Source organism: Otoolea muris (genome assembly GCF_943193115.1).
GTDB lineage: Bacteria > Bacillota > Clostridia > Lachnospirales > Lachnospiraceae > Otoolea > Otoolea muris.
This window is the reverse complement of sequence record NZ_CALPCY010000016.1, coordinates 43155-59464: the sequence shown is the minus strand read 5'-3', so window position 1 is coordinate 59464 and position 16310 is coordinate 43155. Positions and strand designations below refer to the sequence as shown.

The following is a 16310-nucleotide window of genomic DNA, read 5'->3' as shown; positions in this document are numbered from 1 at the left end:
CCGGATTCCCGCTGGCACTTTTTTTATAGATAATAAGGCCAGTGGCAGAAAGGAGTGTTATGGCACAGATTTTTGCATTTGGACGTGTGGAGAATGACCTGGTTCCCAAAAAGAGCCAGAAGGATTCCACCTATGTCTGTTTCGGTTTTACCGAGCAGACAGGCAAGGGCCAGTTCCAGTATTACCAGGTATGGGCATGGGATGATGAAGTATCCCGCCTTGTCCGGCTTGGTGTTAAAAAAGACAGCCGGTTGTGGATCACCGGCACACAGCAGCTGGTGGACTGTACCGCAGGCCATGTAAAGGAACGGGCAAAAATCCTGAAGATCTATCTATCCAATTTCGGATTTCTTCCAGGGCGCATTTCCAAAGAAGGCTCCGCCGATTTTCCAGATGAACCCGGGACCGCAGACGCCGCCCCTCCCCCTGTGGAGGTACTGGATGGGGAACGCGAATCCCTTCCGGAGTGAATCCGCTCCGGCGCCAAAAGAGGAACCCTATCGGTTTTTCAGAATGAACCTGAAAGGCCGGTATGGTTCCTCTTTTTTTGTGCATGTAGGTTACTTTTAACAAAGACAAAGAAAGGATGGTAAAAAAATGAAAAGTGACAAAGCCCTGTGGGGCAGCATCAGCATCCTTGTGGGTGCAGTCATCGCTATACTGGCGCTCATAAGGGGAGCATGGCAGACCTGGCTCCTGATCGGGGTATTCTTCCTCTGGGGGCTGTGGATTATTGCGGTGCTTTTACGGCCCTGTATGCAGCAGGCGAAACGCCGCAGGATGCGTGAACAGCTTACAAAGAAACGGCTGGCAGAAGGAATCACTGGCTCCCAGCCTTTTGACCTTCCGGCTATGGAATCCCCGGAAATGGAACTGCTCCTGCTCCGCCATGTCAACCACCGGATCTCTGCCTATCTCCGGGCAGTATATCCTGACGTGCGCTGGGAATGGTGCGAAAAGAGGCCGGAAAAACTGGTGCTGGCAGGAGGGACCGGGCGCATCCGCCTTTATGGAATCCCGGATTTTGACCATGCGGATGTATGCGTGGACCAAAACGCCTCCATCACCTGCAACATGTTAAAGATGGTCCCGCTCTCGGAAGCCGGAGGCGGAGGGCCGGAAGATACTGTCCCGCCCAACAAGCAGCCGGTGGACCCTCAGATCTGGTACGAGGTCCAGGGCCGGAAGGTTCTGGAGGCTCTTGTGGCAGACTTGAATTCCCGCGGCCACAGCTGTCTCACAATCCATGAAGACGGTGATATCTGTATCGAGGAGGACACGGAGGAGGTGGCAAAAGAGCACCTTGCCGGCTTTCCGGAAAAGACGTACTGGTCACGGCTTTTACAGGTTTTTGAACGCAACGGGCTGGCGGCTGAGGTCACAGCGAAGGGCATCCAGATCTCCTGGTAAGCCCTCACACAACAAGAAAGGAGCTGAACACGAATGAAAGAAGGTCTTACCCTGAACGAAATGGCCGCTGAGATCACACGGCAGAACAGCATGAAGGAGGATTATCTGGTGGATACCCGGAGCCTGCAGATGGAGCCTTATGACTCCCAGATCTATCTCCACATGTTTGACGGGAACACCGAACCGGTGGAACCCATGCAGGTCAACACCATTGCCCACCGGCAGTTTGGAACCCACTTGAAGATCCCTGCGCCTTATTATGACCGGATGCTCACGGAAAAGCCGGAGCTTCTGGCCGCAAATGTCAACGCCTGGCTCCAGCATTCCCCGTCCAAACGGCTTCTGCGTACCATGGGAGGCACTGCAAGGGCTTTCCTTAGCAACCGTTACCGGCGGATCGATAACATGGAGATCGCCCAGGCAGTCCTTCCCATTATTGGGCGCATGAAGGGCGCACGCTTTGAAAGCTGTCAGATCACGGACAGCCGGATGTATATAAAGGTAGTCAACCCCCGCCTGGAAGCGGAGGTTGTGCCTGGGGACATTGTGCAGGCCGGCGTCATCATCTCCAACAGCGAGACCGGCATGGGAGCTGTCACTATCCAGCCCCTTGTCTACCGCCTGGTATGCAGCAACGGCATGATCGTCAATGACGCACAGACACGCCGCAACCATGTGGGCCGTGTCAATGACATGGAAGATAACTTCCAGCTCTATTCGGAAAAGACGCTGGCTGCGGACGACAAAGCCTTTATCCTGAAAATCCAGGATACCGTCAGGGCTGCCGTGGAAGAGGCTCGTTTTGCCCAGGTGGTCGGCCTGATGCAGAATGCGACCCAGGCGGAAATGAACACCAAAGATGTTCCCGGTATCGTCAAACTGGCCAGCCGGGAATTCCACATCACAGACGATGAGGGGGAAGGCATCCTCCAGCATCTGATCGAAGGAAAAGACCTTACGCTGTACGGGCTTTCCAATGCAGTCACCCGGCACAGCCAGGATGTGGAGAACTATGACAGGGCCACCCAGCTGGAGAGCATCGGCTATAACATTCTCTCCATGCCGGCCCACCAGTGGAAACGGATCAACCAGATGGCCGCCTGACGCAGCCATTTTGATACCATTACAACACAATTTCATTTTTAAGGAGGAAAACAGTATGTATAACAATCAGAACAACGCTTTGGCAGAACAGAAAACATTTATGCTCCCGGCAGCTATACCAGAAGGCGAGTTTACCCAGGAAGAACTGGCGGAGGATATGGACGGCCTGCAGATGAGCTTCCCCCGGATCAAGATTCCGGCAGGCGGCGCACTGCAGTTTGAGATTCCCTCTGACGATCCGGAAAGCCCGGATTATGAAAAAACTCTGGTAGGTGTCATCCTCTCAAATTTCCCCAACAATGCTTACTGGCCGGAAGGCAGCGAGTATGATGACACCGCCACTCCCCTCTGCTCTTCCGTGGATGGCAAACAGGGGATTGGAGAACCTGGCGGCTCCTGTGCTGCCTGTGCCCTGAACAAATTTGGCTCTGCTGCAGAAGGAAACGGCAAGGCCTGTAAGAATATGCGTGTGCTCTATTTGCTCCGTAGCGGTGAGTTCATGCCGTTACAGGTGACCCTACCGCCCACCAGCCTGAAACCCTTCCGCGAGTTCATGAACCAGTCCTTCATGCTCCGCCGCCGTGCAACTTATGGCAGCGTGGTGCAGATCGGGCTTAAAAAAATGAGCAACGGCAAGGATGATTATAGTGTTGCCACCTTCCGCCGCCTGTACGATTTCAGCGGGGAAGAACTGGCACAGATCCGGCAGTTTGCAGACGGTTTTAAAGAGCAGATCCGCATGATGCTCCAGCAGCGTGCGGCTGTCAATGAAACCCAGCATGACGATGGCTGCGATTATGGCAGCGGCAATGTGGAAGTCCTGCCTGTAAACGGAGGCGCAAAGTTTAACTACGGACAGCCCCTTGATGGGGAACGTGAAGCCCTGCCCGCCTGATCAATGAAACCAATATGGCATAGCGCTATATGAAACGTATGGAAAGGATTCTCTCGGTTATTTACCGGGGGAGTCCTTTTCGCATTTTAAGGAGGAAATTTTTATGAAGTGTGAAGTACCATTAACCCCTGAGCAACGTCTTTTTGCTGCCGAACACCATGATTTGGTATATAAGTTTCTTCGGAAAAAACAATTATCTGTAGATGAGTTTTATGATGTTGTTATTTTTGCCTATCTTCGATCTGTTCGTTGTTATTTGACAGAACCGAGACTAAGGCAATACTCTTTTACCACTATTTCATGGAGATTGATGAACGGTGCTGTATCAAATTATTACAGATCTAAAAAAACTGCGAAACATAATGCTTTGGTATTGAGCTTACACACCAATCCCTACGATGACACTGGTTACGCATTAGAAGAAACTGTAGCGTCCCCAAATCCACTTATGCGTCAACTGGAAGAACAGTTGCTCCTACATGATCTGGCAAAGCGGGTATCCAGGCAGCAGATGAACATCGTGCATCTGAAAACCTGCGGCTACAATGACCGTGATATCGCCCGCCAGCAGAACACAACCATGAAACGTGTCCAGGAACTTCTGGAAGAGGTACGCAGCGTGCTCCTGGAAATATGCTATGGATAACGCAGCCGTTCCCATTTTAATTCTGAGTAGAATGGAGGTCAGTAAGAATGAAAAAGAAAAATAATGAAGGAAAGAAAAAAGTAATGCTCTGCGGAACGCTCCTGTTCCCGATCACTATCGGAAAGCCTGCTGTATTTGCGGCTGAGGGAAGTGTCTATCGGACATCCAATGTGGTAGCCCTGCACGAGCAGACCGAAGACAATATCCATTTTGAAACCAGGAATACCCATTATCATCTGTCTATGAGCCCTTTTCCGCTGGCGGCCATGAGTCCGCTCCCTGTGAGACTGGCCGCATGTGCGTAAATGGACTTTGAGCAACTGTGGCAGCCGCACCTGTGCTGGCTGCCTCCATGTTCCGGCCGTGGCGTATCCAAACCACGGCCTTTTCTTATGAAAAAGGAGGATTTTTATGGATTTACTCACCAAATTTGAACAGGTTGAAATGAAAGCAGATACCCGCATCTCAGAAACTGACCGGATATTCTGCGTGGCAAATCAGGCAGCTTATGACAGCGCCCGAAACGCCCTGATGGAACTGGAATTCTTCTGGAATGATATGCAGGAACAGCAGAAAAAACTTCTGACTCCAATAGGAGTGCCTTTCAATATTTACCTTATTACAGATCTGGGGCTGAAGCTTTCTAATCAAGACATCCTGCAGCAGATTCATTTTCAGCACCCCACCTTTATATGCCGGATAATTTCTTATTTTGAAGATACTTACCACTTTTCCATAAATGTGAATGATGTGATTAAAAATCTCATTCCACAGGAGCCAACCGACAAGGGGGCAGAGGATTATAAGGAACAAATGAAAAAATACAGGCAGGATTTTCAATGCCTGACACTAAACTATGCGGACATTCTTGAGCAGATCTTTCTCCAGACGCAAGGACGGGCTCTCTCCGAACAGGCAATACATGAACTTAAAGGGAAGTGCCATCGGGCTGCCTGGGATTCCTCTGACGGACGCCCCATGTTTGAGCACAAGAAAACAGTCATACAGCTTACATTTTACGCATGCAGCTTTGTATTTAGCCGTATAAGTGATACCTGGAAACTAATGGATAAGACAAAGGATATTTTGCGGGGAATCTCCCACTTTGAGACAGGAGACTTCGGCTCCGCGCCAAACAGCTTATCTGAGATCATCAAGCGTAAAGAGCATTTTTTCAATGTTTATGAGTTCAATGACTGCGTGAAAATCCAGTCCCTGCGGATGTTCAAAAACGGCAGAGTGGATCTGAAATTTACCAGTGAAGCCCATGCATACCAGTTTATAGAGGATTATCTGAAAACCATATATTAAACAATCAGCGAGGTGATACGAATGAAATATGCCTATCAGGAGGAATCCATCCCCCAGGATAAACGAAAAATACTGAATGAAAAAGTCCTGTACCTGATCGACAGTGGCCGCTGTGGGGAATGCTCCATCAGCCCGGAGGATATCTATAATGCCTATACCGGCGATGGCGGCCTTCATGGTCTGGAACGGGCGGACTACGAGAATTACCATGCATACAGCGAGGCAAAAAAAGAGATTGAAAACGGCCAGTTCTTTACGCCGCCCCGCCTGTGTGAATTTATTACGGCCTGCCTGAAATTGTCTGAACATGACCTAGTGGCAGACCTTACCTGCGGCATGGGGAGTTTTTTCAACTTTATCCCCACAGAGGCCAACATCTATGGATGCGAGCTGGATGTAAAGGCCGTGAAGGTGGCAAAGTTCCTTTATCCGGAAGCAACGGTGGAGTGCCGGGATATCCGCACCTGCCAGCCGGAGACACGGTTTGATTATGTAGTGGGGAATCCGCCCTTTCATTTAAAGTGGTGGACCAAAAGCGGCAGGGAGATCCCCTCCCAGATGTACTACTGCCTGAAAGCAGCAGAGGTATTGAAGCCTTTGGGAATCCTTGGGCTGATCGTACCCCAGTCTTTTCTGGCAGATGACTTTACTGACAAGGGGCAGATCCGGGAGATGGAGAGGCAGTTCAGTTTTCTGGGACAGGTGCTGTTTCCGGATAACGCCTTCTCTCACCTGGGCGTCAGCCGTTTCCCTACCAAGCTGCAGTTTTGGCAGAAAAAGACCACTGACCAGGGGTGGACTCCCCGCCCATACCGGACAGAATCCGATTACATCCTGCCGGAAGATTTTGATATTCAGGAGGACGCAGAATCTATCTATCAGAAAATACTGGCCTTTGCCAAATCAGCGCTGGAAAATAACCAGTCAAAAATCCTGCTGGAGCTGGCAAAGTCACGCCAGACATCCGGTGATTTCAGATACCAGACCCAAAAGCTCCTGTACCATATCAGGACACATCCGATTACCAGGCCATTGTATGCCAGGTGCTGTGAATACCTACACCGTTTTTACACCCAGCACCAGCCCCACAACATGAGTTATGAACAATGGTGTCGGGGAAAGCTTACGGAAAAGCAGGTACTCACCTATCTCCGGCAAGCGTTAAAAAAACAGAACCCCATACCGGAAACAGACTGTATCCGTCTTGTCAAAAGAAAAGGCGAGTTTGCCTATAAAGGGTACAGTGCAGCCACACGTCGGCAGATCAAGGACAGCAAACGCCTGCCTGTGCCAGTATATCAGGCAGTTCTTGAAAACACCCCGGAGTCCTATCCGGGCTATGAACGGCTGCTTTGCAGGAAACGGGCAGAATATGAGATACAGAATATGCCCTATGCAGAAATGGATGAAGATCCGGCTATCGCCAAGTGGCTGGAAGATTTTTCACTGTGGGATTCTTCCCGTATGGAAGAAATCCGCTTGAATGAAATCCAGCGGCATGACATCAACCTTACCCTCCAGAAACGCTATGCGCTGCTGCAGTGGGAGCAGGGAAGCGGAAAAACCCTGGCCGGCATTGCAACGGGATTATACCGGATGCAGAACCAGAACGTACACAGCACGTGGGTAGTATCCTCTGCCATCTCCATCCGCAACAACTGGGACGTGGTATTGGCAAATTATGACCTGCCCTGTATATTCATCAAACGCCTGGCGGACCTGGAACGTGTCCGACCCGGAGATTTTGTGCTGCTGACACTGAACAAAGTAAGCGCTTATAAAAAACATTTACGGAGGCACATGAAACGCCTGCACCAGAACATCCAGCTCATACTGGACGAGAGTGATGAAATTTCCAACCCTAACAGCGCCAGGAGCCAGGCAGTGCTCTCCTGTTTCCGCCGCTGCCGGATGAAGCTGCTCACCACGGGAACCAGCACCAGGAACAACATTTCGGAATTTGCCCCACAGCTGGAACTGCTCTACAACAATTCCGTCAACATGATCTCTTGGAACCGATATATTTATCACCATAATAAGGACAGCGATACGGATGCCGAGCCGGATAATGACATCAATCCTTATTTCGGACAGCCAATCCCTGCCTACAAAAAAGGATATTCCCTGTTTGCATCCTCCCACCTACCGGAAAAGATTACTGTATTCGGCATGGAGAAGCGCACCCAGGACATCTACAACGCCGATATCCTCAGTGATATTTTAGGAAAAACAGTCATTACACGGACCTTTGAGGAGGTGTCATGCAAGGATATCAAGCAGATCCATCAGCTGCTGCTCCAGTTTCCGCCAGAGGAAAAAGAAGTCTACCAGAAAGCAATCCATGAATTTTATGAGATGCGCTATAACTATTTTTCTTCCACAGGCAATTCCAGGAAGGATTCCATGATGCGCCTGGTCCAGCAGATCGTGCTTCTCCTGCGCATCAGCGCCGCCCCGGATACGGTACAGGAATACACGGGAGATACCCCGGTAAAGGTCATGGCCGCTGTTGAGATGGCTGCCGAATGGGAGAATGAGATCATTGCCATCGGAGTGCGGCACGTTACCGTACTGGAATCTTATGAAAAGGCACTGCGGGAATACCTGCCGGACCGCCCCCTGTTTGTGGTAACCGGTGCCAACACCAGCTTTGCCAAAAGACGGGCGCTTCGCCAGACACTGCAGGACAGCGGGAACGGGATACTTCTCTGCACCCAGCAGAGCCTCCCATCCAGCGTCAATTTTGATTACGTCAACAAAGTCATCATACCGGAACTGCATTACAACAACTCCGGCATGAGCCAGTTCTATTTCCGGTTCATCCGGTATACCTCAACGGAACAAAAGGACATTTACTTCCTCACCTATGCCGGAAGTATTGAATCCAACCTGATGCAGATGGTGCTGGCAAAAGAAAAACTGAACCTGTTTATGAAGGGACAGGATGTAGACCTGGATGAGATTTATGACCGGTTCAGTGTGGATTATGACCTTCTCTCCCTCCTGATGCGTCAGGAGCGGGATGAAAACGGAGCGCTCCAAATCCGTTGGGGCGAGCAGAAGATTGCATGAAGTACCGCAGAAACAGCACTCTGCCCTATCACACGGGCAGAACAGCGAAAGGAGGATCACAGATGAATTTTCACGAAACAAAAATGGGTACTATCTTTTTCAACCAACAGATTCCAGAACTGATTAAAGCCCTCCGGGATATTGCCACGGCCCTTTCAAAACCTGTCCCTGCTGCCATACGGCTGGCAGAAACTGGGGAGCCTGACTTTTTACATAACCTGTTTTACGGGAACTATGAGCCTGACATTTACGGATGCGTTACGGTTCCTTCCAGGCTGGATCAGAACGTCAAAGAGGCAGAAAAAGCGCTGCTGCCTGCCCTGGGCCAGTCCCAAAGGCTTTTTGAACAGTACCAGACGGCAGTTTCCGAAAGAGACAGCGCCATAGCAGAACAATCCTACTGCTGTGGATACCGCACTGCCGTCCAGATGATCGTCAGCGGGCTTACCGCTCTGCCGCCACAGGCAGGAGGTGAACCGGATGAACAATGAGAACACTGCATCCACAAACATGCCGGAGTTTCCCAGGGAAATCTATGAGCCGGTGCTGGCACACCACATGGAGGTAGAGGAATATCTGAAACAGGAACTTACACTCTCCTATGTGGATCTGGATGGCTCCCACGAACTGCAAACCTGCTATGGCGACATCTTAAAGACTATCAACGCCCTTATGGACTACACCCGTATGCTGGATCTGGTGTGCGAACAGTGGCACCTGACCGGTTTCCACAAGGCCACCTATGAGTACCAGGCCGGAAAATTAAGGGAGATTGCGGAGAAATTCCAGACTGCCATCGGCTACGATTATGCTGCCGCTGTGGAAAAATGCCGTAAAAAGCGGGCAAAGAAACAGCGTTCGGATGATGTTGGGGAAGAAGCCCTGGCACTCACTATCCGCAGACAGCAAAATGCAGCAGAGAAAAAAGCAGAGGACGCAAAAGCAAAACAGCCAGAGCCGACAGAGACAGAAAAAAGTTCCCCATCCCCAGCCGGAGATATCTTGTCCCCCTGGGAGGACGATTTTTAGGAAAACAATATTTTACAGGATTGGAGGTATCCATATGAAAAGCAGCGAATTGCGAAATGCATTGGAAGAATATCTTGACCTTTTAAAAAGAAACCTTGACGCAGTATCCCTGGAAGTATTGAAGACGAAATATAAAAAGCCTTTTGACGAGTTGCGGCAGAACATCAGCGCCACGGCCACGGCCTATGTCAAACAGGTCACACTGGAGAATATCCGTATCCGTGTGGACTTTATGGAGGAAGCACAGCCATTGATTCAGTCAACCGTTGACCAGTCCGGCATCCTGAAAAAGATTTCTGCGGCTGCCTTTAAGCGGCAGGACATTACAGAAATCGACCAGCTTGCCCTGTCATTGAAAGAACAGATCCGCCAGGCCCTTATCCCTTTTTATGACAGACATATCTGCCTGTATCTGGATGATGAATGCTTTGGGAATCCGCCCAAAGCCCCGAAGTTTTACAATGTGGCAAGCGGCTGTATGTGGAAAAACAACGCATGGACGCCTGCAGAGGTGGAAAAAGGGGTAATCCTCCTCCCGGCACAGGACAAGCCAAAAACAGCAGCATAATACAGGCACACAGAAAGGAAACAATATGAAAACATTTGATTTGGAGAAATATGGAACCACCTATAAGATTGAGCTGAAAATCACTTCCTATATGGAAGGGAACCTTGCTGTCACTATGACTTCCTGGGAGAACGGGGAACCGGAACCCTGGAATGTCCTGACCGTCAATCTGGATTCTGTCCGGCCTCAAAACTGCGCCTTTATCGACACCAACAATAACGGCGAAGAAATCCTGGCGTGGATCATACGGCATGGGCTGGCGGTTCCCACCGGAACATATGCCGGGAGCGGATACTGTCGATACCCAGAATACCGGTTCCGCCCAGAGAGATTACAGGAAATTGATCCGGAAGGGTACTGCGCTTACCTTCATGGCTGGAAAAAAAGATATGGTTCATAAAAGCCACTGCCGTGACAACCGGTATGTCCATGATTACATGAAAGAACAGGAGACAGATTATGAGTGAACCTAATAAAGAAAATATCCTTTTTATCTGTGAAGAACATAAAAGCTTCTATTATGAAAGCCTCAAAAGGGTAAGGCAGGCAGACGTTTATCATAACGCTCTCTGCTACTGCCTTGGAATCAGCAGTGATACCAGACGCAACATTGACCGTATTTATGATTTTGCCACAGGCAGCGTAAAAACGGAATGTCTTCGGGAGGGCTGGCAGACCAGTGGAAGCATGAGGGTCATCAGAATGGCTTTCGGCCTGTACTGTAACCACACGCCCAGTGTTCATGATTATGAGGCCCCAGAGGAGCAGCTGGACGAATGCAGACGATATGCAGCGGAGGATTTATTCTGCTGTTCCTATGCCCCCTACTTCTGGCAGGCGGTTCAAATCCGTTATCCGGAGTATACAGCATCTGCATAAGAAAAATGCAAAGCCATTGGATACCCGGCCACGGGCATACAGCCGCCCTGCACAGGTACAGAAATCAAAAGGACAGACAGCAGGGAGAGGGAAAATCCCCCTCTCCTGCCGCCTGCTCCTTACATCCGGAATAACTGGATACACTTTAACAGTGTGATACATAACTCCTGGTACAGATCTTCATCAAACCTTCCATTGATGATCGCATACTTGACCAGAAGCGGCTTATACATCTCCAGTAAAGCCATGATTGCTGACTCCCTGCTGGCTTTCGCCTGCAAAAGCATTTCCTTAAAATTCATTTTTCATCACCTCTATCTTTCTTTTGATCTTCTGTACCGTCCGGTAATAAACCGCTGATACGCCTTTATATCCCAATCCCGTTTCCTCTGCCAGAACCTCAAAACCTTTCCCATCCAACGCCCTTGCAAGGAATATGTAACGCTCCCTCTCGCTCAGTTCCTTCAGCGCACAGAGAAGCGCACTGTCCTCCAGCTGCATGAGAACAGGCAGCCCCAGAAGCATATCCTGTTCTACACCACACTCCGGCATAAACAGGAAATCTTCGGTCAGGCTCTCAATCTGCCGGCGCCTGTCCAGCTGCTGTAAATAATCGTTCCTGCGGCGCTGTACTGCGGTTGCCAGATATGCCGTAAACTGATTCTGTAAGATCTCCGTTTCACTCTTTCCGTTATTTTTCTGCCACATGGCTTTTCCTCCTTCAATTCCAGACTTTTTGCTGCAAAAAGTTTGGAATTGGAGGTGACCGGCATCTGACAATAGATTTCCTGCGGAAAAACAGATTTATCTGCTTTAATTTTTTTAATACAATAAGAAAAGAACTATTATCTGCTTTATTGCATAGATAATCGTTCTTTTGATATAAATGGGCCTTTTCCTCCGAAAAGTAGCGTATAAAACTACTATAGAGGGTGTAGGATGCCCACTGGAAGCTTATGATTTTTTTAACGCAATCCCCCCGCCGGTGCCCAGCTTATGAAAATTCCCCACTTACAGACCATGTACCTCTCCCATGGCCGCAAAAAGGCACCCAAACAAAACCCTGATGAACCATGTTTTTTTTGTTCACCAGATGTCTGGATGCCTAGTAGTTTATTGCTCTACTTTTTAGCATGTCTATACCATTTTTACTTTTATAAGGTATGCCAATACACTACTATTAGGAGGTGACCGCAATGTCTTTATCTATCAATGATGCCAGAGTTTTCAGCGCCGCCTTGAAGAAAGCCCGAAAGAAAAAGCATCTGACCCAGGCGCAATGTGCAGAATTACTGGAACATTCCCTATCCTTTCAGAAGGATTTGGAACGTTGCCGCTGTTCCCCAAGCATTGAAAATTTCTACCATATCTGCAGGACATTGGATATCTCTGCAGATGACTGCATTTTCCAGGACAGCCATGACCGGACTGCCTCTACATATCAGGCACTTTTAAGGCTGCTCCCGCTCTGTGATGAAAAAGCCTTGTCCGTCCTGGTGGCCACGGCTTCCGCCCTTGCAGAGAACAATGCCTCTGTTATGTATCCTGATACAAAAAGCAAACAAACGTAGTATGTAAAAAACAGAAAAGCCAGCAGATCAGACTGGTATCTGTGCCGCTGGCTTTTCTGTGTCATGCCTTATGAAAACTTTGTTTTCATTCCTGTTGTTTTATAAGTTTCAGCTAAGTGTACCTTTATTTATAATTCCCCTTTTGTGCCTGTTTTGTAGGCCGTAATCTTCTCCTTTGTTTATGTCGGTTTTCTTATGTCGGGCTGCATATCACATTCTTTTCTATAATAAGCCGTTTTCCATGCCCCATGTGAAGGCCGATTGTTCAAATCTTTCTGTTGGATAAAAAATGCTATCTCTACCATCAGTATGTATTTTTTAGCAGTTATTACACTATGGAAAAACTCTACTTAAAAACCAAGCCCTTGTTTGATCTTCTCCATGATTTCATTATCAAATTGATAATTCATTTCCCTTAGTCCAATCGTAGTTCCCTTTTTGGGGTATATCCATAAAACACCCATATCTCTTGCAGCCTGTTTCAAAGTGAACTTTTTATCTGATGTGGCAGCTACAAACACCACATCTTTAATTTCCGAGTAGGGCAGCCGCTTCTTTTCCAATACCATGCCCTTTTCATAAAAACGGGCTGCACCATCTCCCCGTTTTTTCGGAACCTCCACAATCAATTTTCCAAACTCTGCATCTGGCGCACCATCGGCAAGGTTTCCGTTCCACTCTAAAATGCTTTCTCCGCCATGTTTACTACGGTGTTCCGCCGCCTTTTTTGCCCGGTTATCACGTTCAGCATAAAATGATTTCAAATACCAAACAATGAGCGCTATACCACCTACAAAAAACAATGTAACAATTAGTACTGTCAGCATAATAAAATCTCTCCTTTTATCTGTTTGTTTTATCTGGATTGCTTCCATAATTAGACTTCACGTTCTTTCAATAAATTCAAATACTTTTTGCTGTTGTTATAAAAACCTCCTTACTAGAAAATATCAATCATTGTTTCCAATCGTTCCTGCACCGTTTCATCCTTTGCCACAAACCAAAACGTACCTTCTTCGTTGTCATAAAGCCCAACAGCCTGCCCATCCATGGCCTGGTAAAGCCTCCGGGTATTGCCTGCGGCGATCTGATCCGTAATACCTGCAATGGAAGACAGGTATGGACTCAACTTCCCGCCTTCAGACAACATTGATGGCTCAAAATCTGGAAGCTCCCAAAGGACCAGATTCAATTTTTCATCACAAGCCAGCATCCACAAAAATTCCGCTGCAAGAAAACCATCTAAAATACCATATGTGTTCCATTGGCCTACACCGTCATTGGCACGGCGGTATAGAAACGGGCTGTTCAATTCCGCCGCCCAGTGATACACCACCTGATTTTCTGTGAGAAAGTTCAGTTTTCCATCCTTTGTCTGCTTCAATCCGGAAAGAGGACGAACCACGTTATAACTGTGATAAAATCTACTTGGCAGACAACGATAAAATTCTTCCAATGGCAGTGGAAGTGAACCCCCCAGACGGGCTTCTGCCCGCCGGATACTTTCCTCTTTCGCCCCCTTTCCCTCAATCCCGGCAAATTTGCAGAGAAACTGTAATACCGGGGCAATGGATTTCAGTTCCCGTTCCTGCGGCGGCTGGGGTGGAGCCGAATTAAAAACAGGATGCCCGTCCTGGCTTTTCATCCAGACATATTTGAATCCCATCTGTTTCATAAGCTGTTCCAGTTCCTTATCGGACCTGCCAGCAAAATAGGCCGTCCCTGAATAAAGAATACTTCCGCATAAAAACCTGGATGGTTCCTCCACAAAGTTTACGCTAAAATTTGTTCTGTGGCTGGAAAGCTGCTCCAGAGGAACATGATAAAACGTATTCGGAAGATGCTCCCACATTTTTTTCCAATAACTTTCCACCTTATCCTTATTGACGGCTGCCACGCTGGGCTGCGCCAAGGTCTGCTGGTATCCTAGCCATTCCATGATCCATTGAGAGAGTTTTGACTGATTGCACGGCACTTCACGGCCCTCCAAATGCTTTTCTTCCTTGCGTGTTTCCGGCAGCACATAAAGCCCCCACATCTGCGGATCTTCCGGATCATTGCGGCTCATAGTACCCTTGCTTTTGTGATACCGGCTTACTTCAAAGCCATAGCCGTACCGTTCATGCCGGCAAAAAGGCAGGATCGTAATGATGGAATCTGTCCAATAGACACGTTTGTAAATTTTTAATTCCTCAAGTGGAATCAGATTTCCCTTTTCCGTAAAAGCAGGATCATCTGGATGAAAGATTAGATATAATTCCTGCAGAGCCTGGGGCAGCGTAAATCCCAGTTCCTTTTCTTTGTCTGCAATATCCCCCAATGTAACCGTACTTTTCATATCGCTGCCAAAAGACTTTATCCTATATAATTCCGCCTGTATCACCGCAATGTACCTCCATCTGTTCCTGAAAAATATTTTAAAAGCATTTCTATGTCAGCCAACTCAACTTTATTTTAGTGACTTTCTCCAGATTCCGCAGCGGTTCTCCACCAACAGCTGCTGCATACAGGGTTTTCAACTGCTTATCATAGAGAACAATGATATCATTTTCAGGAGAGCAATACAGCTGCTGCATATTCTCCCTTGTCAAATCCTGAAAGTAGGGTACTAAAACTTTCCCTAATGCTCCCCTTGTACTTAAAGATTGTTTTGAATATTCCGGGACTTCTGCCAAAACAATGCCCAGATCTTCTCTGTTCATAATGTTCCAGGCTAATTGCGTTATAACAAATCCATCTATCATGCCATATTCGCTCCACGAACCATCCATTTCCGAACGATAAACAATCGGCGATAAATGCTCAAAGGCATAATCAAATACGCCCTGACCGCCTGATAAAAACGGTATTTTTCCCTCTTCATTTTTAAGGCGCCCCGGTAAAATAAAGCAATTCGGGGCATTCAGATAATTTCCCGGAATGCGGCGGTACAATTCTTTCAGCGGTTCAGGTATGGCAGCTCTGATCCGCTGTTCCGCCTCCACAATTTCCTGCTCCTGCGATTGCAAATCTATCATATCTATGAAATGATTCAGTGTTTCCATGGCTGGTTCTATACTCAAAAGCGCCCTCTTCCTGATTGATTTATGTGGGGCCGGTGTTTTCTCAATAAATTTCCCATCCAGTTTATACCATTCAAATCCCACATGGATATTCTCCATAAAGTCTTTAACCAGGCCGGAACTGCCCGCAGATACAAATACACACCGCATTCCAAAATCAATAAACCCATAGAGAGCAGAATCCTTCGTTGAACAGGCCCTCCCTATATTGTTTTCTGCCTGTCCGATGGGTAACATATGAAAAATTTTTAAGACAGCGTTCCGGTCATTGTATGCAAGTCCTTTGGGATCGATCCTGCCAATACTGTTTTGGCTGAAAAGTTGTTGTGCGCTAACCCACCCCATTAGAGAGGAAGATAACCGATAACCCGATCTGCATATAGATGCCTGTTTCTGTTTCTGGTTTTTCGGATTGTTGTAATATGTATAGGTATAAGGATCATGGATGTCCTGGGCATTGGTTTCCTTCCTGATTCCAACTCCCCAGATCCCGTAAGTATAGAATGTAATTACTTCAACATCTTGAGAACCGATAAGGTGACGCTTCGTTCTTTTCAGCTCATGCAAAGGAATAAACCGGTTCTTTGCCGAAAAAACTGGATCATTTTCATGAAAGGTAAAATAAAAATCCTGCAGAGCCTGGGGCAACATAACCCCCAGTTCTTTTTCCTTGTCCGCAATATCCTCCGGTGTCACGGAGCTTTCCATGTTGCTGCCAAACGATTTGATTTTTTTCAGTTCTTCTGATATCATGGCGCCGCCT

19 protein-coding genes are annotated in these 16310 nt (G+C 47.9%); 14 read left to right on the top strand and 5 right to left on the bottom strand.

The annotated features are described in order from the left end of the window. Positions 1-59: 59 nt before the first annotated feature. From NFS31_RS11655 to NFS31_RS11595, 13 genes are all read left to right on the top strand, one after another. The gene (locus tag NFS31_RS11655; protein ID WP_251495134.1) at positions 60-470 is read left to right on the top strand and encodes a single-stranded DNA-binding protein; all 411 of its coding nucleotides are present in this window, start codon (positions 60-62) and stop codon (positions 468-470) included. A 127-nt stretch (positions 471-597) separates the two neighbouring features. Then, positions 598-1410 carry a hypothetical protein gene (locus NFS31_RS11650; RefSeq protein WP_251495133.1) on the top strand — a complete coding sequence of 271 codons (813 nt, stop codon included), beginning with the start codon at positions 598-600 and terminating at the stop codon, positions 1408-1410. Positions 1411-1443: 33 nt separating this feature from the next. Beyond that, positions 1444-2514 carry a DUF932 domain-containing protein gene (locus tag NFS31_RS11645; protein WP_251495131.1) on the top strand — a complete coding sequence of 357 codons (1071 nt, stop codon included), beginning with the start codon at positions 1444-1446 and terminating at the stop codon, positions 2512-2514. A gap of 55 nt (positions 2515-2569) precedes the next feature. After that, positions 2570-3409: a hypothetical protein gene (locus tag NFS31_RS11640; protein WP_251495126.1), complete on the top strand. Its 840-nt coding sequence runs from the start codon at positions 2570-2572 to the stop codon at positions 3407-3409. A gap of 103 nt (positions 3410-3512) precedes the next feature. Beyond that, on the top strand, positions 3513-4055 hold the full coding sequence (locus NFS31_RS11635) for a sigma-70 RNA polymerase sigma factor region 4 domain-containing protein (protein WP_251495122.1): 543 nt from the start codon (positions 3513-3515) through the stop codon (positions 4053-4055). 47 nt (positions 4056-4102) lie between these two features. Beyond that, positions 4103-4360 carry a hypothetical protein gene (locus NFS31_RS11630; RefSeq protein ID WP_251495119.1) on the top strand — a complete coding sequence of 86 codons (258 nt, stop codon included), beginning with the start codon at positions 4103-4105 and terminating at the stop codon, positions 4358-4360. Between the two features lie 106 nt (positions 4361-4466). Beyond that, the gene (locus NFS31_RS11625; protein ID WP_251495116.1) at positions 4467-5366 is read left to right on the top strand and encodes a hypothetical protein; all 900 of its coding nucleotides are present in this window, start codon (positions 4467-4469) and stop codon (positions 5364-5366) included. Between the two features lie 21 nt (positions 5367-5387). Then, a complete protein-coding gene (locus tag NFS31_RS11620) occupies positions 5388-8438 on the top strand; it encodes an N-6 DNA methylase (protein ID WP_251495113.1) in 3051 nt (1016 codons plus the stop codon). Positions 8439-8500: 62 nt separating this feature from the next. Then, complete coding sequence (locus tag NFS31_RS11615) at positions 8501-8929, top strand: DUF6809 family protein (protein ID WP_251495110.1); 429 nt, start codon at positions 8501-8503, stop codon at positions 8927-8929. Then, the gene (locus tag NFS31_RS11610; protein ID WP_251495108.1) at positions 8919-9467 is read left to right on the top strand and encodes a hypothetical protein; all 549 of its coding nucleotides are present in this window, start codon (positions 8919-8921) and stop codon (positions 9465-9467) included. The genes NFS31_RS11615 and NFS31_RS11610 overlap by 11 nt, the downstream gene beginning before the upstream one ends. Positions 9468-9501: 34 nt before the next feature. Continuing rightward, positions 9502-10035, top strand: a complete 534-nt coding sequence (locus NFS31_RS11605) for a decarboxylase (protein ID WP_251495105.1) — start codon at positions 9502-9504, stop codon at positions 10033-10035. 25 nt (positions 10036-10060) lie between these two features. Next, a complete protein-coding gene (locus tag NFS31_RS11600; RefSeq protein ID WP_251495102.1) occupies positions 10061-10435 on the top strand; it encodes a DUF4313 domain-containing protein in 375 nt (124 codons plus the stop codon). A gap of 59 nt (positions 10436-10494) precedes the next feature. Continuing rightward, positions 10495-10914, top strand: coding sequence for a DUF6075 family protein (locus tag NFS31_RS11595; protein WP_251495099.1), 420 nt, complete (start codon positions 10495-10497; stop codon positions 10912-10914). Between the two features lie 119 nt (positions 10915-11033). Here NFS31_RS11595 and NFS31_RS11590 read toward each other — a convergent pair whose 3' ends face one another. Continuing rightward, a complete protein-coding gene (locus NFS31_RS11590) occupies positions 11034-11216 on the bottom strand; it encodes a helix-turn-helix domain-containing protein (RefSeq protein ID WP_251495096.1) in 183 nt (60 codons plus the stop codon). Next, complete coding sequence (locus tag NFS31_RS11585) at positions 11206-11622, bottom strand: sigma factor-like helix-turn-helix DNA-binding protein (RefSeq protein WP_251495093.1); 417 nt, start codon at positions 11620-11622, stop codon at positions 11206-11208. Before NFS31_RS11585 ends, NFS31_RS11590 begins: the two co-directional genes overlap by 11 nt. Before the next feature lie 488 nt (positions 11623-12110). On the opposite strand from NFS31_RS11585, the gene NFS31_RS11580 reads away from it, so the two are divergent. Next, positions 12111-12485 (top strand): helix-turn-helix domain-containing protein, encoded by a 375-nt coding sequence (locus NFS31_RS11580; RefSeq protein WP_251495088.1) that lies wholly within the window; start codon positions 12111-12113, stop codon positions 12483-12485. A gap of 350 nt (positions 12486-12835) precedes the next feature. Here NFS31_RS11580 and NFS31_RS11575 read toward each other — a convergent pair whose 3' ends face one another. The 3 genes from NFS31_RS11575 to NFS31_RS11565 form a co-directional block, all read right to left on the bottom strand. Next, positions 12836-13360 carry a hypothetical protein gene (locus NFS31_RS11575; protein ID WP_251495086.1) on the bottom strand — a complete coding sequence of 175 codons (525 nt, stop codon included), beginning with the start codon at positions 13358-13360 and terminating at the stop codon, positions 12836-12838. Positions 13361-13425: 65 nt separating this feature from the next. Continuing rightward, the gene (locus tag NFS31_RS11570; protein ID WP_251495083.1) at positions 13426-14868 is read right to left on the bottom strand and encodes an SMI1/KNR4 family protein; all 1443 of its coding nucleotides are present in this window, start codon (positions 14866-14868) and stop codon (positions 13426-13428) included. A gap of 46 nt (positions 14869-14914) precedes the next feature. Continuing rightward, positions 14915-16300 (bottom strand): hypothetical protein, encoded by a 1386-nt coding sequence (locus NFS31_RS11565; RefSeq protein WP_251495080.1) that lies wholly within the window; start codon positions 16298-16300, stop codon positions 14915-14917. Positions 16301-16310: the final 10 nt, after the last annotated feature.